The sequence below is a fragment of the Streptosporangium lutulentum genome, from assembly GCF_030811455.1.
GTDB classification, from domain to species: Bacteria; Actinomycetota; Actinomycetes; order Streptosporangiales; family Streptosporangiaceae; genus Streptosporangium; species Streptosporangium lutulentum.
Window position 1 is genome coordinate 8480508 of the sequence record NZ_JAUSQU010000001.1, and the last position, 22479, is coordinate 8502986.

The window sequence follows — 22479 nt, forward strand, 5'->3', positions numbered from 1 at the left end:
TGTTCGTGTTTCCCGAACAATCTGAAGGAAGTCATGTCGTCCCTCTCCCCGCCACGGAGCCGTCACCTCGGCTGGACCCTGGCCCTGCTGGCCTTCGCCCAGCTGATCACCTCGCTCGACTTCAACATCGTCTTCGTCGCCCTTCCCCGGATCGGCGAGGACCTGGGCTTCTCCGACCACACCTTGCAGTGGGTGACCAGCGCCTATGCCGTCACCTACGGAGGCTTTCTGCTGCTCGGCGGGCGCGCGGCCGACCTGCTCGGGCGCCGTCGCCTGTTCGTCCTGGCGCTGCTGGTGTACGCGCTGTCCTCGCTGGTCGGCGGGCTCGCCGAGAGCTCGGGCCTGCTGGTCGCCGCCCGAGCGGTGCAGGGGCTCGGTGGGGCATTGCTCTTCCCGGCCACCCTGTCGCTGGTCAACACCCTCTTCGCCGAGGGACCCGAGCGAAACCGGGCACTGGCGATCTGGAGCGGCGCCGGAGCCAGCGGCCTGTGCCTGGGATCACTGCTGGGCGGGCTGCTCACGGAGGCCTTCGGGTGGGAGTCGGTGTTCTACGTCAACGTCCCGCTCGCCGGCGGCGCGGCACTGCTCGCCTTCACCCTCATCCCCGCGGACGGCATGCGACAGCGGGGCCGCAGCTTCGACCTGCCCGGCGCGGTGACCGTCACCGCCGGGGTCACCCTGCTCGCCTTCGCGCTCATCCAGGGCCCCGAGTCCGGCTGGACCTCACCGATCATCCTGGCGAGCTTCGCCCTCGCCGCCGTGCTGCTCGCCGGCTTCCTCACCATCGAGGCTCGCAGCCGCGACCCCCTCATGCCGCTGCGCCTCATGGCCAACCGCAGCCTGAGCGGATCGATGGCCGTCACCCTGATCTTCGGGGCCACGTTCAACGCCCTGCCATACTTCCTGACGCTCTACTTTCAGACCGTCCATGGCTACAGCGCTCTGATGACCGGCGCGGCCTTCCTGGTGCCATCCCTCATGATCGCCGCCGGAACCCAGGTCGGCGAGCGGATGGCGACCCGGGCCGGGATGCGCCTCACCCTGCTCACCGGCATCGTCACCGGCGCCGCCGGCACCGCGCTACTCGCGGCTGGCATGACCACCGGCGGTTCGTACTGGAGCGTGCTTCCCGGAATCGTTGTCTTGGGGCTGGGCCAGGGCCTGACCTGGACCGGCATGTGGATCGCCGCCGCCTCCGGGGTCGCCCCGGAAGAGCAGGGAGTCGCCTCCGGCATGGCGTCCACCGCCCTGCAGGTCGGGACCGCGCTCGGCCTGGCCGTGCTCATCGCGATCGCCACCGGGGACGTCGCCGGGCTGACCGGCGAGGCCCTGCGCGGCGAGGTCGCGGGCGGCCTCCGGGCCGCGGTCTTCGTCGCCGCCGCGGGCATCCTGCTGAGCGCCCTCATCGCCCTGACCTTCAAGCGACGCCGGGCCGAGGCCGAGCGGGTTCACGCCGATGCCTGAGGAGACCTTTCACGCCGTGCAGGCCGACGCCTCCGTGGCCGGTGCTTCCGTGACCGGTGCCTCCGAGGCCGGCGCTTCCGCGATCAACGCCTCTGTGGCCGGCGTCTCCGTGCCCGATGCGTCCGTCGACGTCGTCGTGGTCGGCGGGGGCCCGGTGGGCATGTTGCTCGCCGTCGAACTCGCCCTTCGGGGCATTCGTCCCGTGGTTCTCGAACGGCTTTCCACACCATCCGGGGAGTCCAAGGCCGGAACCCTGCACGCCAGGACCGCCCAGACCCTGAACCGCCGCGGCCTGCTCGACGCGGTGGGAAGATCCTCATACGGGAGCGTACGGTTCCACTTCTCCGGCATGTTCGAGCTGGACCTCGGTACGGTGGCCGGGGAGGGTCCCACCCTCGTCGGCAGCCCGCAGGCCCGGGCGGAGCAGGTTTTCACCGACCGCGCCACGGAACTGGGCGCGGAGATCCGGCGCGGGCACGAGGTCGCGGGCCTCGCCCAGGACGCCGGCCGCGTCACGCTGACCGTGGACGGCCCGGCGGGGCCGTACGAGCTGACCGCCCGTTACGTGGTCGGCGCGGACGGAGCCCGCAGCGCGGTCCGCAGGCTGGCGGGCATTCCGTTCACCGGCACGGGGCCCGCGTCGCGGCCCTGATGGGCGAGGTCCGGCTGCTCGACCCCTTGCCGGGAGGGTGGCACCGCACCTCGCGTGGCTGGCTCATGGTCTGGGGCGGGTACGGTCACAGCCGGATCGGCACCTATGACTTCCGCGGTCCACATCCCGACAGGGAGGCGCCGGTGACCCTGGAGGAGTTGCGTTCGACGGCCGAGCACATCGCCGGGCACCCGATCCGGATGGCCGAGCCCCGCATGCTGACCCGGTACGGCGACGCGGCACTCCAGGCCGGGACATATCGCCGGGGGCGCGTGCTCGTCGCCGGGGACGCCGCCCACGTGCACTTCCCCTGGGGAGGGCAGGGCCTCAACACCGGCCTGGAGGACGCGGTGAACCTGGGCTGGAAGCTCGCCGCCCAGGTGCGCGGGTGGGCTCCGGACGGGTTGCTCGACAGCTACCACGACGAGCGGCATCCGGTGGCGGCGCGGGTCCTGTGGAACGTCCGCGCGCAGACCGCCCTGGCCGACCCCGATCCTCGGATCGACCCCCTGCGGGAACTGTTCGCCGACCTCATGGGACTCGACCAGGTCAACGACTATCTCGGCAGCATGATCAGCGGCACCGGTACGGTCTACGACGTCGGCCACCCCGGCGCCGGCCGGCTCGTCCCGGACATGGAGCTCAAAACCACGGGCGGGGTCGTCACCCTGGTGGAGCTGCTCCGCTCGGGCAGGCCTGTCTTCCTCGGTGACCGTGACGACCTGGTGGACGTCGCGGCGCGATGGGCCCAGCGGGTGGACACCGTACGGGTCTCGTGCGATCCGGTCCTGGTCCGCCCCGACGGCTACGCGGCCTGGAGCGCCCCGGGTGACGCGTCCACGCTCGGGACCGCGCTGCATCGCTGGTTCGGCGAGCCGGATCAGGCGACTGCGAGCTGACGGACGCCGGGATCCATGACGGTCGTGAGATCCTCAGCCGCGCCTCAGGGGAGTTTCGTCCAGGGGCCCGGGGCGTGCTCGTCCTTCGGGATCCACAGCGCGGGCTGGAGCTCCCGGAGCCGCGGCGCGCAGCCCTCGTTCCAGGGGAAACGGCCGCCGGAGTCGGGCCAGACGACCTCCATGAAGGGCAGGGGAGGCTGCTGGTAGAAATGCAGCGCCATGCCGAACAGCGACCGGTACCAGCTCGTGTCCACGGTCTTGATCGCGACGGAGTAGCTCCTGATGACGTCGTCCCGCTCCTGGTCGGCGACGAGATGCCGACCGGCCGCGATCTCGTTGGCCAGGGTCTTCAGGCAGTTGTTCATCACGTCGACGCGGAGCCCGAACATGGCCACCTCGGGCGAGCGGAACGTGTGCCACAACCCGACGGTGAACGCCCATCCCGGACCGTCCGTGTCCTCCGGGATCATGATGACCGCCCAGCCCTGCCCCTGAACGGTCCGCATCACGTCGCGGTCGGTCTCGTCGAGCTCCACCTCACGTTCGACACACAGGAGACAGTGGCATACAGGCTGGTCGGACATAGTGTCGAGCGTAGTGGCCCTCTGGGATCAGTCCGTCAAGTCCACACACGGGCTTGCTCTGTGGGCCGGGTGCCGAACGGGCCGACTCCCTTGTGGGCGGTATCGCGATCTATCTGGACTTTCTCCCCAGGGTTCGAACCGAGGGCGAGGAAGCCGGATCCGGCGGGCCTCGTCAATCCGTCATCGACATAACCGACAGACGACTGCAAGCTGAGATCAAGTGCTCCGCCATACCGTCGAAGAGTGTCAGACAACGGCGACGTCGCCCTCATCTGCGGACTGATCGGTGTGATCCTGACCCTCCTCGGGATCGCGGCGACCCTCAGCACCCGCGACTTCCGCGGGCGAGCCCGGCGCGGACCGGGACGGGTGGTCCGGCCGCGGATGAACCAGCCCGGCGGATCCCGGGGAGCGCGGCGCAACGGCGTCGCCTACCACCCGGTTCTGCGCCTCACGACGGTGGAGGGCCAGGCGGTCGAGGCCGAGTCTTCCGCCGTGGGCGGCCCGCCGCCCGCCCGGCCCGGCGAGCGGGTCGCGATCATGTACGGCCCGGCCGTCCCGGCCCGGGGGCGCGTCGACGGACCACTGGAGGGCGGGACACTCGTCGGGGCCGTCTTCCTGGGCGTCGGGCTGCTTCTTATCGTGATCGGGGTGCGTCTGGGCGTCCCGTTCCTGATGGACGGCCTGTTCTCGCCCCTGAGCCGGTTCGGTCCGCCGGCCGGTTCGATCTCGCGCTGAGCGGCCCCGGCCCCGGTGTCGAAAGGACTCTCCGCGAACCGGAAAAGCCGACCGGCTCACAGCGCTTTGAGCTCACAGCGTTTTGATGAGACCCCCGTCGATGACGAAGTCGGCGCCGGTGACGTTCGCGGCCCGGTCGCCGGAGAGCAGCAACACGAGATCGGCGATCTCCCGAGGATGGGTGAACCTGCCGGTTTCCGCCTGGGCGGCGGCCTGCTCGGCCACGGCGGCGGGATCACCGCCGCCGGCGCGGGAGACGGTCGCGGCGACGCCGTTCTCACCGAGCCACAGGTCCGTGGTGACCGGACCCGGGCTGACCGTGTTGACGCGTATGCCGTGCGGGGCGACCTCTTTCGACAGCGACTTGGAGAAGTTCGTCAGAGCCGCCTTGGCGGCGCTGTAGTCGATCACCGTCGGGTCCGGCAGGAAGGCGTTGACCGAGCTGACGGTCACGATGTTCCCGTGCCCCGCCGCGAGCATCGTGGGCAGCACGGCTCGGGTGGTGCGTACGGCAGCCATCAGGTTGAGGGTCAGGGAGCCGAGCCACTGCTCGTCGGTGACGTCGAGGAATCCGGTCACCCTCGGCGAGACGGCGCCCACGTTGTTGACCAGGATGTCGAGCCGGCCGCGCTCCACGGCGACCTCGACGAGCCGGGCGGGCCCGGTCGGGACGGACAGGTCGACCTCGACCACCTCCACCTGTCCCGCCTCGGCCAGTGCCGTCAGCTCAGCCGTCGCCCCGCGCGCTCCGGCGACGACGTGCACCCCCTCCTCGACCAGTGCCTGAGTGATCGCCAGGCCGATTCCCCTGCTGGCGCCGGTCACCACCGCGACCTTGCCGCGCAGTCCCAGATCCATGACATTCCCTTCGTGGTGACGAAACGCAGTTCAATCAGGTTTCCACAGGTCAGTGAGTTGCTACGGCCTGGGGACGCGGATCGCCGCGGCGGCGGCACGGATGTCCCCGGCGACGGCGGACGGTCGCGGCAGCGCGATCGCGTGCGACAACGCGCCGTGCACCGGAAGGACGGCCGGTGTGCCGCCGTTCCTGAAGGACGCCCGTACGTTCATGGCCCGACCGTAGGGAGAGTCCCGTACGCCTCGCGAGCGTCATGTGACTGTCCTGTCAGGCGGTGACCGGCCGCGCGACGGAGCGTCCGTCTTCGTGCGTCACGCGTCGCCGGTAGCTCAGTCATGTGACGCTCGCGAGGCGTACGGGCCGCTTCGTACGGTCGGGGCCATGACCGAGAATCTCCCAGCCACGATCGCATCCGACGACGGACAGGACCCCTTCTGGTTCCTCGGCGGCCGTGTCCGGCTCCTGGTGCCGGGCACGTCGACCGGCGGGGCCCTGAGCGTCATGGAGTTCAACGACACCAAGGGCCACGCGACACCGCTCCACATCCACGACGGGGAGGACGAGGTCTGGATCGTGCTCGACGGTGAGATCAGCTTCTTCGTCGGGGACAAGCGCTACGACCTGGGCGCCGGTGCGGTCGCGCACGGCCCTCGCGGTGTCCCGCACGGCTACCTGGTCCGCTCTCCGCGGTCACGCATGGCCGTCGCCTTCGGGCCGTCGGGAATCGAGAACTGGTTCACCGCCAACGGCTCCCCCGTCTCCCACGTGGACGACGCGCCCGCCGCCTTCGACATCGGGACCGTCGTCGCGTCGGCCGAGGCATACCGCCTGCGAGTGGCGGGTCCCCCGCCGACGGAGTAGGGGCGTCCCCGCGCATCGCGCTGACGCACGGGTGGGGAAGCCTCCGCGCACCTCGCCGGACGATGCAGTCATCTGACGCTCGCGAGGCGCCCCGGCCGCTCCGTACGGTCGGCTCGTGAACGTACAGCCGTTGTCCGGGAACGGTCACGAACGACAGCCCGGACGGCATCGAAAGAACCTCGTCGACGACACTCCGGCTGACCCGGTCGAGCCGTCGGAAAAGGTCGACGGCCCGGTGCCGCGGCCGGACGGAGGGCATCCGTGAAAGGTGGCCGGTGCCCGGATTCACCATCGACGCCGGGCTTTTCCAGCACTCTTCAGCTTGTGATCAATTGAGAAGGAAACATATATGGAAGGCATTCGTTTCGTGCCCGGTCTGAAAGCGCGTGGCCGGTTTCTCCTGTCGCTCGCGGCGGTCGGTGTCATCGGGCTCGCCGGCACGGTCGCCTCTCCGCAGGCCGACGCCCAGGCGAGCCCGGTGACGGCCCGGACGGCCGCCGCCCCGGCCGTCCTGCCGGCAGCCGACGACGGACGGCGAGTGCCTGCGGGCTTCACCGAGCAGAAGACGAAGGTCGGCGACGTCGCCATCAACTACGTGCGCGGGGGGCACGGCAAGACCCTGGTCCTGCTGCACGGATACCCGCAGACCTGGTACACGTGGCGTGAGGTCCTGCCGGAACTCGCCAAGCACTACACGGTCATCGCGCCCGACCTCCGCGGGGCGGGGAAGAGCGACGCCCCGGCCGGCGGCTACGACAAGAAGACCCTCGCCGCGGATGTGTACGGGCTTCTGAGCAAGCTCGGCCTGCAGCATGACATCAGGCTCGTCGGGCACGACATCGGCACGATGGTCTCCTACGCCTACGCCGCCGCCCACCCCGGCGATGTCACCAAGCTGGTGCTGAGCGAGGCGCCGATTCCCGACAAGAGCCTCTACACGTTCTCCTCCCTCACCCCGAAGGGGCCGGGTTTCTGGAACTTCGGCTTCTTCAGCGTCACCAACGGCCTTCCCGAGCGGATGGTGAACGGCAAGGAAGAGCTCTGGGTGGAGCGATTCACCGACATGCTCGAAGTCCAGAAGGACGGCGTCGACAACAAGCAGGTCCGTGAGTACGCCCGCTTCCTACGGGACGACGCTCACCTGCGCGCCAGTTTCGAATGGTTCCGCGCGTTCCCGAAGGACGTCGCGGACAACGCCGAATACGTCAAGAAGAAGCTTCGGATGCCCGTGCTCGCGATCGGCGCCGCCGGCAGCCTCGGGGACTTCGTCCCCACCCAGGTCCGCAAGTACGCGACCAACGTGACGGGCGTCGTCATCGCGAACTCCGGCCACTGGATCTTCGAGGAGCAGCCCGCGGAGCTCACCCGGCGGGTCCTCACGTTCCTCAAGTAGAGCCGATCCGAACCGTCATCGCGCTCCCCGGCCACGACGGTGGCCGCCGGCGTCCCTCGGGGATGCCGGCGCAGGCGATCGGCGCGTCACGCCGGACGAGACCCGGCGGCTTCCCCCACCCCGAGCCCCGGTGCCGTCTCTGAGACGGCACCGCCGGCCCCGCACTTCAGCGCCCTAGGGCGCCGAGAAGCTCACCTTCACCCCAAGGAGACCCACCATGTCCGAGAACTCGTTTTTGCAGGTCACCGGTCGTCGTCGGCCGAAGGGGCGGATGCTCCTGACCGGGATGCTGGCCGCCGTCGCGCTGACGGCCGTGGCCGTCGCCCCGTCCGCCGCGTCCGCCGCCGTCATTCCGGCCAAGCAGACGGCCAAGCCGACCGTGGTGCTGGTGCACGGCGCGTTCGCCGACGCCTCAAGCTGGAACAAGGTCATCCCCAGGCTCCAGCGGGCCGGCTACCCGGTGATCGCCCCCGCCAACCCGCTGCGGGACCTGAACGGCGATTCGGCCTACGTGTCCAGCGTCCTGTCCACCATCCCCGGACCCGTCATCCTGGTGGGCCACTCCTACGGCGGCGAGGTCATCAGCAACGCCGCCGTCGGCCACCCCAATGTCAAGGCGCTGGTCTACATCGCCGCGTTCGTGCCCGACGAGGGTGAGTCGGGACTCGACCTCACCGGCAAGTACCCCGGCAGCCTGCTGCCCACCAGCCTGATCACCCGCGAGTTCCCGCTGCCCGGCGGCGGGACCGGCACCGACGCGTACGTGGACGCCGCGAAGTTCCGCGCCGCCTTCGCCGCCGATCTTCCCGCCGGCGACGCCGCCCTGATGGCGGCCACCCAGCGGCCCGCGAGTCTGGCCGCACTCGGCACGCCGAGCGGGGCGCCCGCCTGGAAGACCCTCCCCTCCTGGTATCTCGTCGCCGGGTCCGACAAGGCCATCCCCGCCGCGGCGGAGCGCTTCATGGCCAAGCGCGCCAAGGCGCACACCACCGAGATCAAGGGCGCCTCACACGTGGTCATGATCTCCCACCCCGACGCCACCGCCGACCTCATCACGGCCGCGGCCCGCGCCACCTCCTGACCGCACAGCGCTGACCCGGCCCGGCCGGAGAGCCACGCCGGGTCCCCACGAAGTGGCGGCCCGAAGGCAGGGGTCCGCGTCGCCGTCTCGGGGGACGGCGCGGACCCACGCCGCGCCGGACCCGCCGCGGAATTCCGGTGGCGAGATCAGAGATACGTGCGAAGAACGGTGCCCAGCTCGGAGCGTGAGGCGATCCCCAGCTTCGGGAAGATCCGGTAAAGGTGGGAGCTGACGGTCCGGTGCGAGAGGTAGAGCTTCTGGCCGATCTCCTTGTTGGTCAGCCCCTCGGCGGCCATCTGGACGATCTGGAGCTCCTGCGGGGTGAGCTTGTCCCGTGCCTCGCTGTCACGGCGGCGGCTCGTCTCTCCAGAGGCTCGCAGCTCCCGGCGCGCCCGCTCACCCCAGGGAATGACCCCGAGGGCGTCGAATGTCTCGCGGGCGGCGCGCAAGGGCGCCTGTGAATCGGCCGGGCGTCGCTGTCGCCGGAGCCACTCCCCATAGGCGAGCTGAGCCCGTGCGCGAACGAAGGGCCATCGCCTCATGTTCACCTGGAGCGCGGCCTGGAACAGGGGCTCGGCTTCGGCGTCGGGGGCCAGCACCGCGCGGGCGTGGCGCAGACCGGCGTGCAGCGACGGCGACGGTGTCCTGAGCGCGACGGCCTCCAGCTCCTCCACGATGTCCGCGATCTCGCCGCCCCGCCCGCTGTGCACGGCGGCATCCGCCAGCTCCGTGACGGCGTAGCAGCGCAGCCCGATGTGGTACGCGGGATCGGCGGGGTCGTGCATCCGCCTCAGGTGCTCGTAGGCGGCGGAATGGCGTCCGCGCCCGAGCTCGGCGAGCCCACGTGCGAGCTGTACGGTGGCCAGCACCGGGCGGGCGCCGACGGACATGCTCGCCCGCTCGGCTTCGGCCGCGAAGATCTCCACGCTGTCATGCTCGCCGCGCAGCGCGGCGAGCATGGCCCCCGTGGCCTGGACGATGGCGTACATGAGCGGCTGAGCCGTCTCACGTGCCAGCCGGCCGGCCTCCTCGACGGCCGGGATGGCCACGCTCAGATCGGCCAGGTGGACCGCGCTCCACGCCTGCGCGCCGAGTGCCCGCGCCAGGAGCCCGAGCCGGCCCTGCGCCCGCAGGTCGGTGAGCGAGGCGGAGGAGAGTGCCTCCGCGAGATCAAAATCTCCCACCAGGATCGCGGTACTGCCCAGCAGCCGGACCGCCTGTGAGTCTCCGGCCGGACCCGCGGCCGAACGGCGGAGGCGTTCGATGACCGCCGCACCCCGATCGAGCGGGGCCGCATACGCGAAAATCGTCAGCAGTTGCGCGTTGTGCTCGTCGACCGGCAGGCTTTCGGCCGTGGTGACGACACGTTGCCGCACCTCGGGACCGGGCTGCGCCCAGAAGCACCTCAGGGCCGCGATGCCGAGGAGCTTCAGGGCGAGACCGGGGTCTCCGTCCGCCGCGGCGCGTTCGGCGACCTCGGTCAGCGACGGAACCCCCGCGCTGTCGTCGCGGATGCCGTCGTCGAAGGTCGCCCGGATCCACACCATCCGTGCCCGCTGCCGTGGCGACAGTTCGAGCGGCTCGGTTTCACGCAGGAGCCGGACGACGACGTCGGGCCGTCCCAGCTCGACCCCGTGCTCGGCGGCCCGCAGCAGCCGTTCGGCTCGGCGGGCGGGATCGTCGCTGAGTCTGGCCGCGTGTTCCAGCGCCGCGGCGGCCGTCGTGATCGCGCCCCGGCGGTACTCGTGCGTCGCCGCGGCCTCCAGCTTGGACGCGATGCCCTCGTCAGGCCCGGGGCTGGAGGCCGCTCGATGCCAGATGCACCGCTCCGGCCGGTCCGCGAGCACGTGCGCCAGCGCGGCGTGTGCCGTGTGACGCTGGGAGAGACTGGAGCTCTGGCGGATCGCCGAGCGCATGAGCGGGTGCCGGAACAGCAGTCCCGCCTCATCCACGGTGACCAGCCGTACGGTGGTCGCGGGTGTCACGTCCGCCACGGTGACCGGTGCCCCGACGAGCACCGACGTGGCGTTCAGTGTCTCGGCGAGCGAGGTTCCGTCGTTGAGCGCGGCGACCAGCAACAGCGTGCGGGTGACGGGAGGCAGGCCCGACACGCGGGCGGTGAACGCCCGTTCCAGGCGGTTCGTCAGCGGGAGCCACGCCAGCAGGGTGCCCTCGTCTCGCTGTCCCTGCGAGGCGAGCGGCAGCTCGACCAGGGCGAGGGGGTTGCCCGCCGATTCCTTCAGCAGCCGCCGGCGCACCGCCGGCGGCAGGCCCGGGGTGCGGGCGTCCAGCAGCGAGGCCGCGGCATCGTCGTCGAGCCGTTCGAGCCGCAGCTCCCGCAGTCCCGCCTCGTCGAAGGAACCGCGAAAGCCGTCCCGGATCGCGGCCAGCATCACCACCGGCTCCGCGTCCAGCCGTCGCGCGACGAACGCGAGGACATCGGCGCTGGAGCGATCGAGCCAGTGGGCGTCCTCGATGATGAGCAGGACGGGCGAGCGAGCGGCGGCCTCACCGAGAAGGTTCAGCACCGCCAGGGCGATCAGGAAGATATCCGGCACCGCCGCGTCCGTCAGGCCGAAGGCCGCCCCCAGCGCATCACGCTGAGGGGCGGGCAGCTCAGCCATCTCGGCGCGGATCGGGAGCAGCAGTTGGTGCAGGCCGGCGAAGGGCAGGTGCGTCTCCGACTCCACCCCGGTCGTCCTGAGGACGCGCAGACCGCGAGCGGCCGCCACCTCCGCGCTCTCCGACAGCAAGGCGGACTTGCCGATCCCGGCCTCGCCCCGCACCGTCATCGCCGCGCCGCCCTTGCGGACCTGCCTCAACAAATCTCCGATAAGTCGCCTTTCGGGCTCCCGTCCGTACAGCGGAGGCATCGGCCGATTCGCCGACCCGCGGCGGGCCCTCGGATCCGGCTCCGGGCAGGGCGCGCCCACGGTCGGACGCGGCCGGCCCGGAAGGGCATCGGGGAACAGCCCGGTAACCCCGCTGTCCGGGCCGGACGGGTGTGGATCCATCATGAACTCCTCTGGCCGTTCGTAGGCGGTCACGGGCAACGGGCCGTTCTTGGGATACTGCGCGGCCTGCCGGGCCGGATGGGGCGCCGGCCGCGATGCTCGCGTTCGATGCAACCTGGTCATCGAACGCGAGGTGTTCGCTCACCTCGGACAGGGCTTCGCCCTGACTAGAGCGCCTGCGCCCTCAGCCAGGACAGGGTCGCGTCCGCGACCTCGCGCCAGCCGCCGTCGATGACCAGGGAGTGCGCCCGGTCGGGGAAGTCCTTGATGTCGGTGACCGCGTGGGAATGGCGATACTGCTTGAGGGTGGCCCTGGTGACGGCCTCGGGCACGGTGTGGTCCTTACCGCCGGTGATCAGCAGCAGCGGGCCGCGCATCTCGTTGGCGGTGTCGACCTTGGCCGGCGAGTGCGGGTCGAAGTTGGCGGCGGCGGCCTCGAACAGCGGCTTGCCCGGCGCCGGGATCGCCCAGCGCTCGAACAGGGCGTCGGACTCCTCCGCGGAGATCGCGTTGCCGAAGGCGTAGCGGAACTGCTCGGCGGTCAGCGAGACCGCCCTGTGCCTGTTGCCTGGATTCTTGAACACCGGGAAGGCGGAGCGCAGCGCGGACAGCGGCAGCGGCAGCACGCCCTTGATCTGGGCGGCGTCGATCGCCACGGCGGCGGCGGCGAGATCCCGGCCGAGGAGCTTCTGGGCGATCATGCCGCCGAAGGAGTGCCCGATCAGGATGGGCTTGACCGCGAGACCTTCGATGATCTTCGTGTAGTGCTCGACGACGTCGTCGATGCCGTGGTCGGCGATGCTCTCGGGGTTGGCGCGGGATTCCTCGACGGTGTCGGAGTCGCCGGGCCAGCCGGGGGCGAGGGGCTCGTAGCCGGCCTCCCGGAAGAGCTCGGCCCAGGGGTTCCAGGAGGTGGCGTGCAGCCACAGTCCATGGATGAAGATGACAGGGGTGGGGGTCGTCATGGTCGCCTCTCGGGTGGGACCCGGAGCGCCGTCTGCGGCGCTTCCGGTCATGGTCCAGGGCACCACGACCGGGTGTCCGTTCGCCCCGGGGAAAGCCCCCAGTCCTTGAACCGTCCTGACGCCTGGGGTGCCCGGAGAAGGATCAGGCGTCTCCCGGGGCGGGTTCGTCGTGCAGCGTCCGGGCGAGTTGGCGCCGGGAGGTGATGCCGAGCTTCCGGAAGACCTTGTTGAGGTGATACTCGACGGTCGAGGCGGTGATGAAGAGCCTGGTGGCGATCTCCGCGTTCGTCGCGCCTCCGGCGGCGAGGCCGGCGACCTGGGTCTCCTGGGGCGTCAGGTGGTGGTCGGTCTGCTCCGTCCGTTTACGGGCGCGTTCGCCGGTCGCGAGAAGCTCGACGCGCGCCCGCTCCGCGAAGGCGGAGGCGCCCATGGCGGCGAACATGTCGTACGCGATCCTCAGCCGGTCGCGGGCGTCGGAGCGGCGCCCCCTCCGGCGCAGCCACTCGCCGTAGAGCAGGTGGGCCCGGGCGAGCTCGGTGGCGACCAGCGTACGGCCGAGGTGCTCGACGGACTCGCCGTAGAGGACCTCGGCGTGGTCGTCGTCGGCCATCAACGCGCGGGACCTGGCGAGCATGCCCAAGGCCCACGACGTGCCGCTGGCCGTCGCCCGCTCGGACAGACGCGCGAGGGCGGCGGACGCGGCGGCCCGATCCCCCGCGCGCACGCCCGCCTCGACGACGTCGGGCAGGATCAGGCTGCCCACCCCGGGCTCGTCGTCGTCGTAGACGCGAAGGGCGCAGGCCAGCGCCTCGTGGTAGCGGCCGAGGCTGAGTTCGAGCACGGTGAGCGAGAGGAGCACGTGGTTGGCCGTCGACGCGCTCCCTCGCTGCTCGGCCCATCCGCCGATCACGGTGTCCACCACCGCGCGCGTCTCCGCCTCGCGCCCCTGCCATGCCAGCAACTCCACCTGGTAGATCGGCTTGTCGGCCGACAAGCCGACCGCGACGGCGATTTCGGTCGCCTCGGCGTGGTGCGCCTCCGCGTTTCCGAACCGCCCGGCCCACAGCTCGCAGCTCGCCAGGTTCAGAAGAGTGAGCCGAAGCGCGTGCAGCGCACCCTGGTCCCGGTCGAAGGTGTCAAGGCGCTCGACCACCGCCAGGAGCCCCCGGTCGTCCCAGAGGTCGGCCGTCGCCATCCACCCCAGGACGGCCAGGGGCATACCCGCCTCGACGAGATCGGAGTCGGTGCGCAAAGCCGCGATCGCCGCGCGCAGCAGCGGCACCGCCGGCAGGTAGCCGACGGCGATGCGCGTCGCGAACGCGTCCAGCAGCAGGTCGGGGATGGTCGCGCGTGCGCGGGGAGCCAGGGGCGTGCCGAGCGCGGTGCGCGCCACCTCGGCGAGCGTCGTGCCGGTGGTGTACCGGCGGGCCACCATCGCGGCTTCGAGCGCCTGGAACAGCATTCCCCTGACCGTTCGCCCGTCGAGGGGGCCGATCGTCGAGGCCGCCTCCAGCAGGATCGACGGCACCGCCGTCACCCGGGCGAAGAACATCTCGATCGCCGCCCGCAACTGTTGCGCCCCGGCACGCATCTCGGGGGCGTTGAGCCCGGGCACGGCCCGCTCCAGCAAGGACTGCGCGACGAGGGGGTCGCCGGCGACGAGATGCGCCCGGGCGGAGGCGAACAGCCGGTCGGCACGACGCTCCGGGTCGGGGGTCAGCTCCGCCGCCCGGAGAAGGAAGGCCCCCTGCGCCGAGTAGCCGCCGTGGCTCCGGGCCCGCTCGGACGCGCGTTCGAGTTCCATCGCGACGTCCTCGTCGATGCCGACGGTCGCCGAGGCGAGGTGCCACGCCCGGCGGTCCGGATCACGGTCGCGATCGATCACGGCGGCGAGTGTCTTGTGTACGAGCCGCCGGTCCGCCGGCCGTGCCCCCGCGTAGACCGCCGAACGGATGAGGGGATGGCGGAAGACGAGGTCGGGCCGGAGCGAGAGGATGCCCTCCGACACCGCGATGTCCGCCGCCTCGGGCGACAGACCGAGCAGCGCGGTGGCCCGCCACAGCACAGCGGGGTCGTCCGGTGGCGCGACCGAGGCGACAAGCAGCAACGACTGCGTTTCCGCGGGCATGGCGCGGACCTGACGCAGGAAGTGCGCCTCCATGCGCCGGCCCACCGGCAGCGGCCCGGGAAGCAGGGGCTGATCGCCGGACAGCTCGTCCGCCAGCTCGACCAGCGCGAGGGGGTTGCCGCGGGCCTCGGCGACGATCCGCTCGGCCACCTGGGGGCCGAGCCGTCCGGCAACGGCGGTCAGCAACCGGCGGGCGTCCGGCTCGGCCAGACCGGCGACGTGGAAGGTGGGCAGCCCGCCGAGCGCCGAGGTACCGGTCGGCTCGTCCCTGACGGTGAGCAGCAGGCCGACGCCGTCCGCGTGCAGTCGTCGCCCGACGAAGGCGAGTACCTCCAGCGACTCCCTGTCCAGCCACTGCGCGTCGTCGACCAGGCACATCAGCGGCCGCACGCTCGCGACGTCCGCGAGCAGGGTAAGGGTGGCCAGACCGATGAGGAAGCGGTCGGCGGGCGGGCCCGGGACGAGGCCGAACGCGGAACCCAGGGCGTCGCGCTGCGGGCCGGGCAACCGGTCCGCCCGGTCGAGGAAGGGCAGCAGCAGGCGGTGCAGAGCCGCGAAGGCGAGCCGCGTCTCCGGCTCCACCCCGGAGACCCGCGCGATCTGGAGTTCGGCGGCGGCGGCGTCGGCCGCGTACTCCAGGAGCCGTGTCTTTCCGATCCCGGCCTCGCCGACCAGTACCAGGGCTCCGCTCAGGCCCTCACCGACGGTCTCGACGAGCCGGTCAAGCGCCAGGCGCTCGTCTTCCCGCCCGAGCAGCGGTGCCGGTTCTGATGCGTCGGGACGCCCCGGCATGTATGCGGCCACAACAGGCTCCCACTGGTGGTAGCAGGTGAGAGGCCTTCAGCATCACGCTGATCGATCTCTGATGGAGGCCGTTGACAGGATAAGTGAAGTTTGCACCCTTATGTGGTGAATTGCAAAGCTGGGGCGGCTCCCCTGAGTCAGGCGGTGAGCGAGCGGCTCACCTGTGGGCGGGCGGGTCGCGAGGTGGGGCCGGACGGCGTCAGCCCGCTCGTTCGGCGGCGCTGCGCTCGACGCAGAACTCGTTGCCCTCGATGTCGGCGAGGGTCACCCAGCCGGTGCCGTCGGCGCGCCGGTGGTCGCCCACGAGGGTGGCGCCCAGGGCCAGGAGCCGCACGACCTCCTCGTCCCGGGTCCGGTCCTGCGGCTGCAGGTCCAGGTGCACCCGGTTCTTGACCGTCTTGGGATCCGCGACGGTGACGAACAGCAGCGTGGCACCCGGGGACTCGACCGTGGCCTCAGGGTCTCCGGGCTCGTCGTCGTCGTTGAGGGACGCGTCGAGCGCCTCGGCCCAGAACGCGCCGAGGCGGTACGCGTCGGCGCAGTCGATCGTCACATGCCGTACCAGAGAAGCCATGGCCGTCATTATGGCCTCTCGGAGAGCGCCAGAGGTCAGCGAGCCGCCTGGAAGGCGCGGCCCGTCAGGGTCGCCTCCCCGTCGCCGTGGAACAGCCCGCTGCTCGGCTCGGTGTCGGAGGCGGGCAGGCCGAACCACGCGTAGCGCTGCACGTACGGGAGCGAGGCCAGCATCTTGGTGGAGGCGGTGAGGAAGGCGGCCTGCTGCGCGTCGCTGGGATAGCGGACGCCGTTCGAGAAGTCGGTCAGCGCGTACTCGGTGAGCCAGATCGGCTTGCCGTAGCGCTTGTGGACGGCCTGCAGGTAGGACTTGAGCTGGCCGACCGCGTTCGTGGTGGTGAAGTCGGCGCCGTACCAGTGCAGCACGATGAAGTCGACGCGGTAGTTCCGTTCGGCCGCACCGGACATGAAGCGGCCCAGCCAGCCGTCGGGTTTGTCCGCGTCGAAGGCGACGGCGGGGGCGCCGAGCTTCTGGCCGGTCGCCATCAGCTTCGGCCACAGGGACAATGCCTTGTCCACGGTCATGTTGGCCTGCGCGGGCATGTCCGGCTCGTTGAAGCTGAGCAGGTACGGACCGGCGCTCTTCGCCTGGGCGAGGGTCTCGGCCTTGACGCTGTCGGCTCCCCACACCATGGGGACGAACTCAATCGAATCGGGCACGGTGATGCCGTCATGGTGCGAGGTCCACGTGTAGTACCAGCTCGCGCCGGACTTGGCGAGCGCCGAGCTGAGGCCGTTCATCTTCCACACGCTCACCCCCTTCTTCGCGGAGGTCGCCACGACGGGGGCCGCCTGGGACGGCCTGGGGGTGCCGGCGGTTTTCTGCCGGCCGGGTTTCACACTGAGGCTGGGGGCGGGGGCGGGAACGGGGCTGGAAACGGGGGAGGGGACGGCGGGCGGGGAGGGCCGGGGTACGACGCGCGCCAGCGGTGACCGTGACGGCGGCGCCGCCGAGACCGTCCGGGGCGTCGCGCGGGGTTCCGCCACCGAGACCGGGGGCGGGGCGATGAGATGCCCGGTCACCAGGACACCGGCGACGATGACCGCCACCCCGACGGCCGCCGATCCGGCGACGGCGCCGTGGGGCAGGGAGGACAGCAGGCCGCGCGGCGCCGGAGGAGGGACGGGCGTCCCCATGGAGGCGCCGCCCTGCCCGGGAAGGACGTGCGAGGCGAGGTGCCAGGTCGCGTCGGTGGCGGCGGGGACGGCCTGGAAGTGGTTCAGGACGAAGCCGATGGGCAGGGGCAGCAGGGGCAGCCCGCTGAGCAGCCGGTCGATGGGCAGCAGACCGGCGGTGCGCCGTTCGCAGACGTCGCAGTCGCGGACGTGCCGGGCGAAGCGCTTGCGCCACAGCGGGCTGGGCACGCCGTTCCAGTTTCCGGTGAGCGCGCGCAGCTCGGTGCACCCGGAGTCGGCGTGCAGCGCCCGCACGACGGTGCGGGCGGTGTGGACCTGGTCCTTCATGCGCTGGACGCGTACGGCGGCGTGCCGGCCGGACAGGCCGAGGGAGCCCGCGAGGTCGGCACGGCCGAGTTCGCCGGTCTCCTCCAGCCACCACAGGGCGAGAAGCGCCTGGTCGTCGCCGTCCAGCCAGCGGGTGGCCTCGGCGACCTCGCGGCGCTGGTCGGTGAGCCCGAGCCGGAGGATGGTCACGGCGGCGAAGTCGGAGGCGGGGTCCGGCATCTCGGTGGCGGTGTCGAGGTCCGCCCTGCGGTTCTGCGTGGTCCTGCGGTCCTGCTCGTGGTCGCGCACCTGGCGGACGGCGATGGCCACCAGCCAGGAGCGGTACGACTCCGGGGCCCGCAGGCCGGGCAGGGATCGGACGACTTTGAGCAGCGTCTCCTGGACCACGTCGTCGACGTCGGTGTGCCCGTTCAGAGCCCGGCCGACGATGTTGTAGACGAGCGGGAGGGAGTCGGCCACCAGGGTGTCGAGCGCCCGTTGGTCCCCGTCGCGCGCGGCGACCACCAGCGCTGTGTCAGGTCCGCCCCTACCGGTCCCGTGCATCCAACTCCGCTTCCTGTCGGTCGTCCCTGGGTGTCCACGTGCCTCGGATCGGGACGATTCTCTCCATAACGGGCGTGATAATTCTCGCCAAAACGGAAGTCCGATGGATCTCTCCCCCGGGAGGGGACTCGGCGAGCCGCTGATGGCCAGCGAAGATCCGCGGTCATCTTCACCTGAATTTTCAGAATTTTTCTGAGTTGTCCCGAGTTTCTGTTATCTCCAGCCCGCCCATCGGTCTCCTGTAGCAGGAGCACATGCGTCCGGCGCCGGACGTGACGATAGGAGAGGCACGCGACGATGGCAACAAGGAGGCGGACGGCCGACCCCTCACGGGAGCCGTATGCCCTGGTCATGGCGGTGCCGCCGATCACGGCGGAGACGTTTCGCGCCTGCCTTCCCTCGTCCGTCCACGTGATGCCGTCGCGCCGTCGCCTTCCGCGCGGCCCTCGGCACCACCATCCGCTCCCGCCGGTGACGCATGTCCGCTGACAGACGGGCCGCGATACGGCCTGCCCGGGACACCGTCGATGTCCAACCCCCGAATCCCTCGTACGAAGGACCTCATCCATCATGAGTGAGACCGTTCCGCGTACCATCGCACCAGGTCGCAGAGGTGGCAGGCAGGTCCGCCGCGTCGCGCTCGCCGGTGTTCTCGCAGCCGTCCTGGGCGCCTCCGTGCTGAACGGGGCCCTCCCGGCCGCCGCGGCCGAGATCCCCCTCTCGCAGGGCCGTCCGGCCGTCGCCTCCTCGGCGGAGCGGGGCGACCTGTCGGCCTCGGCCGCGGTCGACGGCAAGAGCAACACCCGCTGGTCCAGCGCCTTCAAGGACCCGCAGTCACTCCAGGTCGACCTGGGCAGGCCCACCGCGATCAAGAAGATCGTGCTGAACTGGGAGCGCGCCTACGCCACCGCGTTCCAGATCCAGACGTCCGACGGCGGCGGCCAGTGGAAGACGATCCACACCACGACCGCGGGCAAGGGCGGCGTGCAGACCGTCAACGTGTCGGCCACCGGCCGTTACGTGCGGCTCTACGCCACCAAGCGCTCCGGCCAGTACGGCGTCTCGCTGTGGGAGTTCCAGGTCTTCGGCAACGGCTTGGCCAACCCCCAGCCGAGTGTGACCCCGACCAAGCCGACCCCGAGCTCCAGCCCGAGCAGCACGCCCACCAAGCCCGCGCCCAGCACGACCCCGACCAAGCCCGTGCCCAGCGACACGCCGACCACTCCGGCTCCCGGGACGTCCTCCTCCAAGAAGGGGGTGGGCGTGTGGCAGATGAACGGCGTCAGCTCGGCGCTCGCCAGCTCCGGAGCGAGCTGGTACTACACCTGGGCGACGAACCACAACGGCATCACCACCCCCAAGTCGGCTGAGTTCGTCCCGATGATCTGGGGAGCGGCCAGCGTCACCGACGCGAACCTCGCCCAGGCGAAGAGCGCCGGCCCGTACCTGCTCGGCTTCAACGAGCCGGACATGGCCGAGCAGTCCAACATGACCGTGGACAAGGCGCTGTCCCTGTGGCCGAAGCTGATGGCGACCGGCCAGAAGCTCGGCGCTCCCGCCGTCGCCTACGGCGGGGACAGAGCCGGCGGCTGGCTGGACCGGTTCATGTCCGGTGCGGCCGAGCGGAACTACCGCGTCGACTTCATCCCCCTGCACTGGTACGGCGGCGACTTCACCACCACGAACGCGGTCGGCCAGCTCAAGTCCTACCTGCAGGCCGTGTACGACCGTTACCACAAGCCGATCTGGCTCACCGAGTACGCGCTGATCGACTTCTCGAAGGGCGTCCGCTTCCCCACCGACGCGCAGCAGGCCGCCTTCGTCACCGCCTCCACCAAGATGCTGGCCTCCCTGCCCTACGTGCAGCGCTACGCGTGGTTCGGCCTGCCCTCCTCCGACACCGAGCCGAACAGCGGGCTGTTCCGCAGCAACGGGGTCGCGACCCCGGCGGGCCGTGCCTTCCAGGCGGCCGGCTGACCGTCGGAGATCACGTGCGGCGCCGGCGGAAAGCCCTGAGGCGACACCCCCTGAGAGCGCCGGCGGCACTCGCTGAGGTGACACCACCCTGAGAGCGCCGCCGGCAGCCGCCGAGGTGACACCCCCGAGACACCGGGGGCCGCTCCCGGCGGCGCCGCACCACCGTTTCACCCAAGGCGAGGCCCGGCACTCACGGGCCTCGTCTTCACCCTCCGGAACGACCCCGGCGAGAGGAGAGACATGAGGGCGGCCACCATCGGCGTACCCCTGCTCGTGGTGCTCACCGGGTTGCTGGTCGCGCGATGCGTCGCCGCCGGGCCCGCGGAGCATTCGGCGGGAAGTCACCTGTCCTCGCCGGGAGGGCGGGTCACCGTCTCCGCGCCGGCGGGCACCGCACCGGCCGGCACCGCACCGAGCTCCTTCAACGCCACCGACATCGCGTGGCTGCAGTTGATGATCCCGATGACCGAACAGGCTCAGCGCCTCCTGGAACTGGCGCCGGCGAAAACCTCGGATCCGCAGCTCACGCGATTCGCCGCGGATCTCGTCGCCGACCGCCGTACGACACTCCAGCGGCTGCGCGACCTGCTGCGGCGATCCGGCATTCCGGAGAGCAACGAACACGAGGGGCACGACATACCCGGCATGGTGATTCCCTCCGACTTCGCACTCCTGAACCAGGCCGAGGGCGCCGCGTTCGACCGGCTCTTCAGGAAGGACGCGCGGGAATACCTCACGCAGTCCGTCCTGGTGGCGCAAGGCGAACAGAGATCGGGCACCGACCAGGAGACCAAGGCCTTCGCCGCGACGATGGAGAAGGCCCACGCCGCCCAGCTCGCCCAGCTGGGATCGTGAGCGGCGCCGCGCCCTCTTCCGGCACGCGTCCGCGCACGCGCGCCCGCACCCGTACGCGCACCCGCACCCCTACGCGAACCCGTCCGAGGCGCGGAGCCCCCGAGCGCCCGTCCGTCCGGCGGGCGAACCCGGACCTGGTCCTCGTCCTGCTCTACGCCGGAGCCGCCGTGGCGACCGCGACGTGCTGGGCCGACGTGACCTCCGTCTCCGGGCTCGCCGGGTGGCTGGCCTGGGTGGGCAGGCTCACCGGGCTGCTCGCGGGCTACGCCTGTGCCGTCCTGCTCGGGCTGGTGTCCCGGATCCCGGCGCTGGACCGCGGGGTCGGAACCGACCGGCTGGCCCGCTGGCACGCGACGGTCGGCCGCTTCACCATCGTCCTGTCGGTGACGCACATGCTGTTCGCCACGGCGGCCCACGTCGCGCGCTCCGGCACCGGCGCGCTGGAGGCGACGGTGGGGCTGATCCTGGACGGGCCCGCGATCCTGGAGGCGACCGTCGGCCTCCTGCTGCTGGTCGGCGTCGCGATCGTCTCGGTGCGCCAGGTACGGCGCCGGATGCGCTACGAGACCTGGCACTACCTGCACTTCGTCACCTACGGCGCGGTCTTCCTCGCGTTCGCCCACCAGCTCACCGGGCCTGACTTCGTCGACAGTCTCGTCATGAGCGCGCTCTGGCAGGCGCTGTACGTGTCCGTTCCCGCCCTGCTGATCTGGTACCGCTTCCTCACCCCTCTTCGCCGCGCCCTGCGCCATCGGCTGCGGGTCGCCGAGATCCGCCGGGAGTCGCCCGCCGTGGTGTCGGTCTACCTGACCGGTGACCACCTCGACGAGCTGGGCGCCGAACCCGGCCAGTTCTTCCGCTGGCGGTTCCTGGCCCCCGGCATGTGGTGGACGGCCAATCCCTACTCGCTGTCGGCTCCCGCCACCTCGCGTTTTCTGCGGATCACCGTCAAGGGGGTCGGCGATCACAGCCGGGCGCTGGCCCGGCTGCGGCCCGGCACCCGCGTATGGGCCGAGGGTCCCTACGGAGCCCTCACCGCCGCGCGCAGCCGCAGGCCCCAGGCGCTGCTGGTCGGCGGCGGCGTGGGCATCACCCCGCTGCGCGCTCTCTTCGAGACGCTTCCCGGTCAGGTGACCCTGGTCTACATGGCACGCCGCGACGAGGAGCTGATCCTGCGCGGCGAGCTGGACGACATCGCCGTCATGCGGAACGCCAAGATCCATTACACCGTCGACGAGCTGTCCGGATCGTCAGGCGGGCGGAGCGTGCCCCTGACCGGACGCGCCCTGCGGACGCTGATTCCCGGGCTGGCCGTACACGACGTCTACCTGTGCGGCCCCACCGGCATGACGACCGCGGCCCGTCACGCCCTGCGCCGCGCGGGCGTCCCCAACCGCCGCATCCACGTGGAGTCCTTCGACTTCTGAGACGCCTCACGCGGCTGCGGGGTCATGCGGTCGCATCGGCAGGCCAGGGCCCCGGCACATCGAGAATTCGTCCGGGTTTGATTTCTTTGGCATAGCCGGGCGTGAGGCGCGGGCCAGGAACGGCGGTACGGGCTGGGTAATGGCTGGCTCAGTTCGCGCATGAGGAAGGGCACGGTCCCTGAAGATCAGCGGTGTCTT

Annotated in this window: 18 protein-coding genes; 10 read left to right on the top strand and 8 right to left on the bottom strand. The window is 71.2% G+C overall.

Going from position 1 to position 22479, the window contains the following annotated elements:
• The first annotated feature begins 33 nt into the window (after positions 1-33).
• Genes J2853_RS38275 through J2853_RS38285 form a run of 3 tightly spaced genes read left to right on the top strand, consistent with a single transcriptional unit; the run spans position 34 to position 3015 of the window.
• Positions 34-1464, top strand: a complete 1431-nt coding sequence (locus tag J2853_RS38275; RefSeq protein WP_307565992.1) for an MFS transporter — start codon at positions 34-36, stop codon at positions 1462-1464.
• Complete coding sequence (locus J2853_RS38280; RefSeq protein ID WP_307565993.1) at positions 1457-2116, top strand: FAD-dependent oxidoreductase; 660 nt, start codon at positions 1457-1459, stop codon at positions 2114-2116. Before J2853_RS38275 ends, J2853_RS38280 begins: the two co-directional genes overlap by 8 nt.
• Positions 2116-3015: an FAD-dependent monooxygenase gene (locus J2853_RS38285; RefSeq protein WP_307565995.1), complete on the top strand. Its 900-nt coding sequence runs from the start codon at positions 2116-2118 to the stop codon at positions 3013-3015. The genes J2853_RS38280 and J2853_RS38285 overlap by 1 nt, the downstream gene beginning before the upstream one ends.
• Positions 3016-3059: 44 nt before the next feature.
• On the opposite strand, the gene J2853_RS38290 is transcribed toward J2853_RS38285, so the two are convergent.
• Complete coding sequence (locus J2853_RS38290) at positions 3060-3599, bottom strand: DUF4262 domain-containing protein (protein ID WP_307565997.1); 540 nt, start codon at positions 3597-3599, stop codon at positions 3060-3062.
• A gap of 243 nt (positions 3600-3842) precedes the next feature.
• Between J2853_RS38290 and J2853_RS38295 the strand changes: the two genes are divergently transcribed.
• A complete protein-coding gene (locus J2853_RS38295) occupies positions 3843-4337 on the top strand; it encodes a DUF3592 domain-containing protein (protein ID WP_307565998.1) in 495 nt (164 codons plus the stop codon).
• A 72-nt stretch (positions 4338-4409) separates the two neighbouring features.
• Here the strand turns inward: J2853_RS38295 and J2853_RS38300 are convergent, their stop codons facing one another.
• Together J2853_RS38300 and J2853_RS38305 are read right to left on the bottom strand one after the other, a co-directional pair.
• Positions 4410-5195: an oxidoreductase gene (locus tag J2853_RS38300; protein WP_307566000.1), complete on the bottom strand. Its 786-nt coding sequence runs from the start codon at positions 5193-5195 to the stop codon at positions 4410-4412.
• Between the two features lie 60 nt (positions 5196-5255).
• Positions 5256-5408, bottom strand: a complete 153-nt coding sequence (locus J2853_RS38305; protein ID WP_307566002.1) for a hypothetical protein — start codon at positions 5406-5408, stop codon at positions 5256-5258.
• Positions 5409-5577: 169 nt separating this feature from the next.
• Between J2853_RS38305 and J2853_RS38310 the strand changes: the two genes are divergently transcribed.
• From J2853_RS38310 to J2853_RS38320, 3 genes are all read left to right on the top strand, one after another.
• Positions 5578-6057, top strand: coding sequence for a cupin domain-containing protein (locus J2853_RS38310; RefSeq protein WP_307566004.1), 480 nt, complete (start codon positions 5578-5580; stop codon positions 6055-6057).
• A gap of 349 nt (positions 6058-6406) precedes the next feature.
• Positions 6407-7450 (top strand): alpha/beta fold hydrolase, encoded by a 1044-nt coding sequence (locus J2853_RS38315; protein WP_307566006.1) that lies wholly within the window; start codon positions 6407-6409, stop codon positions 7448-7450.
• Positions 7451-7667: 217 nt separating this feature from the next.
• Positions 7668-8531 (top strand): alpha/beta fold hydrolase, encoded by an 864-nt coding sequence (locus J2853_RS38320; RefSeq protein ID WP_307566007.1) that lies wholly within the window; start codon positions 7668-7670, stop codon positions 8529-8531.
• A 146-nt stretch (positions 8532-8677) separates the two neighbouring features.
• Here J2853_RS38320 and J2853_RS38325 read toward each other — a convergent pair whose 3' ends face one another.
• The 5 genes from J2853_RS38325 to J2853_RS38345 form a co-directional block, all read right to left on the bottom strand.
• Positions 8678-11668, bottom strand: a complete 2991-nt coding sequence (locus tag J2853_RS38325; RefSeq protein ID WP_307566009.1) for a helix-turn-helix transcriptional regulator — start codon at positions 11666-11668, stop codon at positions 8678-8680.
• Between the two features lie 44 nt (positions 11669-11712).
• Positions 11713-12510 (bottom strand): alpha/beta hydrolase, encoded by a 798-nt coding sequence (locus J2853_RS38330; RefSeq protein WP_307566011.1) that lies wholly within the window; start codon positions 12508-12510, stop codon positions 11713-11715.
• A gap of 142 nt (positions 12511-12652) precedes the next feature.
• The gene (locus tag J2853_RS38335) at positions 12653-15442 is read right to left on the bottom strand and encodes an ATP-binding protein (RefSeq protein ID WP_307566013.1); all 2790 of its coding nucleotides are present in this window, start codon (positions 15440-15442) and stop codon (positions 12653-12655) included.
• 199 nt (positions 15443-15641) lie between these two features.
• Positions 15642-16016: a VOC family protein gene (locus J2853_RS38340; protein WP_307566014.1), complete on the bottom strand. Its 375-nt coding sequence runs from the start codon at positions 16014-16016 to the stop codon at positions 15642-15644.
• A gap of 35 nt (positions 16017-16051) precedes the next feature.
• Positions 16052-18022: a sigma-70 family RNA polymerase sigma factor gene (locus J2853_RS38345; RefSeq protein ID WP_307566017.1), complete on the bottom strand. Its 1971-nt coding sequence runs from the start codon at positions 18020-18022 to the stop codon at positions 16052-16054.
• A gap of 570 nt (positions 18023-18592) precedes the next feature.
• Here J2853_RS38345 and J2853_RS38350 point away from each other — a divergent pair.
• The 3 genes from J2853_RS38350 to J2853_RS38360 all read left to right on the top strand — a co-directional run bounded on the left by J2853_RS38350 (position 18593) and on the right by J2853_RS38360 (position 22281).
• The gene (locus J2853_RS38350) at positions 18593-19999 is read left to right on the top strand and encodes a glycosyl hydrolase (protein ID WP_307566019.1); all 1407 of its coding nucleotides are present in this window, start codon (positions 18593-18595) and stop codon (positions 19997-19999) included.
• 240 nt (positions 20000-20239) lie between these two features.
• Positions 20240-20854, top strand: coding sequence for a DUF305 domain-containing protein (locus J2853_RS38355; RefSeq protein WP_307566020.1), 615 nt, complete (start codon positions 20240-20242; stop codon positions 20852-20854).
• Complete coding sequence (locus J2853_RS38360; RefSeq protein ID WP_307566022.1) at positions 20851-22281, top strand: ferredoxin reductase family protein; 1431 nt, start codon at positions 20851-20853, stop codon at positions 22279-22281. The genes J2853_RS38355 and J2853_RS38360 overlap by 4 nt, the downstream gene beginning before the upstream one ends.
• Positions 22282-22479 lie beyond the last annotated feature (198 nt).

Bases quoted from the DNA above. Each gene is read 5' to 3' on its own strand.
- J2853_RS38275 (WP_307565992.1), top strand. From the start codon at position 34: ATGTCGTCCCTCTCCCCGCCACGGAGCCGTCACCTCGGCTGGACCCTG.
- J2853_RS38280 (WP_307565993.1), top strand. From the start codon at position 1,457: ATGCCTGAGGAGACCTTTCACGCCGTGCAGGCCGACGCCTCCGTGGCC.
- J2853_RS38285 (WP_307565995.1), top strand. From the start codon at position 2,116: ATGGGCGAGGTCCGGCTGCTCGACCCCTTGCCGGGAGGGTGGCACCGC.
- J2853_RS38290 (WP_307565997.1), bottom strand. From the start codon at position 3,599: ATGTCCGACCAGCCTGTATGCCACTGTCTCCTGTGTGTCGAACGTGAG.
- J2853_RS38300 (WP_307566000.1), bottom strand. From the start codon at position 5,195: ATGGATCTGGGACTGCGCGGCAAGGTCGCGGTGGTGACCGGCGCCAGC.
- J2853_RS38305 (WP_307566002.1), bottom strand. From the start codon at position 5,408: ATGAACGTACGGGCGTCCTTCAGGAACGGCGGCACACCGGCCGTCCTT.
- J2853_RS38310 (WP_307566004.1), top strand. From the start codon at position 5,578: ATGACCGAGAATCTCCCAGCCACGATCGCATCCGACGACGGACAGGAC.
- J2853_RS38315 (WP_307566006.1), top strand. From the start codon at position 6,407: ATGGAAGGCATTCGTTTCGTGCCCGGTCTGAAAGCGCGTGGCCGGTTT.
- J2853_RS38320 (WP_307566007.1), top strand. From the start codon at position 7,668: ATGTCCGAGAACTCGTTTTTGCAGGTCACCGGTCGTCGTCGGCCGAAG.
- J2853_RS38325 (WP_307566009.1), bottom strand. From the start codon at position 11,668: ATGACCAGGTTGCATCGAACGCGAGCATCGCGGCCGGCGCCCCATCCG.
- J2853_RS38330 (WP_307566011.1), bottom strand. From the start codon at position 12,510: ATGACGACCCCCACCCCTGTCATCTTCATCCATGGACTGTGGCTGCAC.
- J2853_RS38340 (WP_307566014.1), bottom strand. From the start codon at position 16,016: ATGGCTTCTCTGGTACGGCATGTGACGATCGACTGCGCCGACGCGTAC.
- J2853_RS38345 (WP_307566017.1), bottom strand. From the start codon at position 18,022: ATGCACGGGACCGGTAGGGGCGGACCTGACACAGCGCTGGTGGTCGCC.
- J2853_RS38350 (WP_307566019.1), top strand. From the start codon at position 18,593: ATGAGTGAGACCGTTCCGCGTACCATCGCACCAGGTCGCAGAGGTGGC.
- J2853_RS38355 (WP_307566020.1), top strand. From the start codon at position 20,240: ATGAGGGCGGCCACCATCGGCGTACCCCTGCTCGTGGTGCTCACCGGG.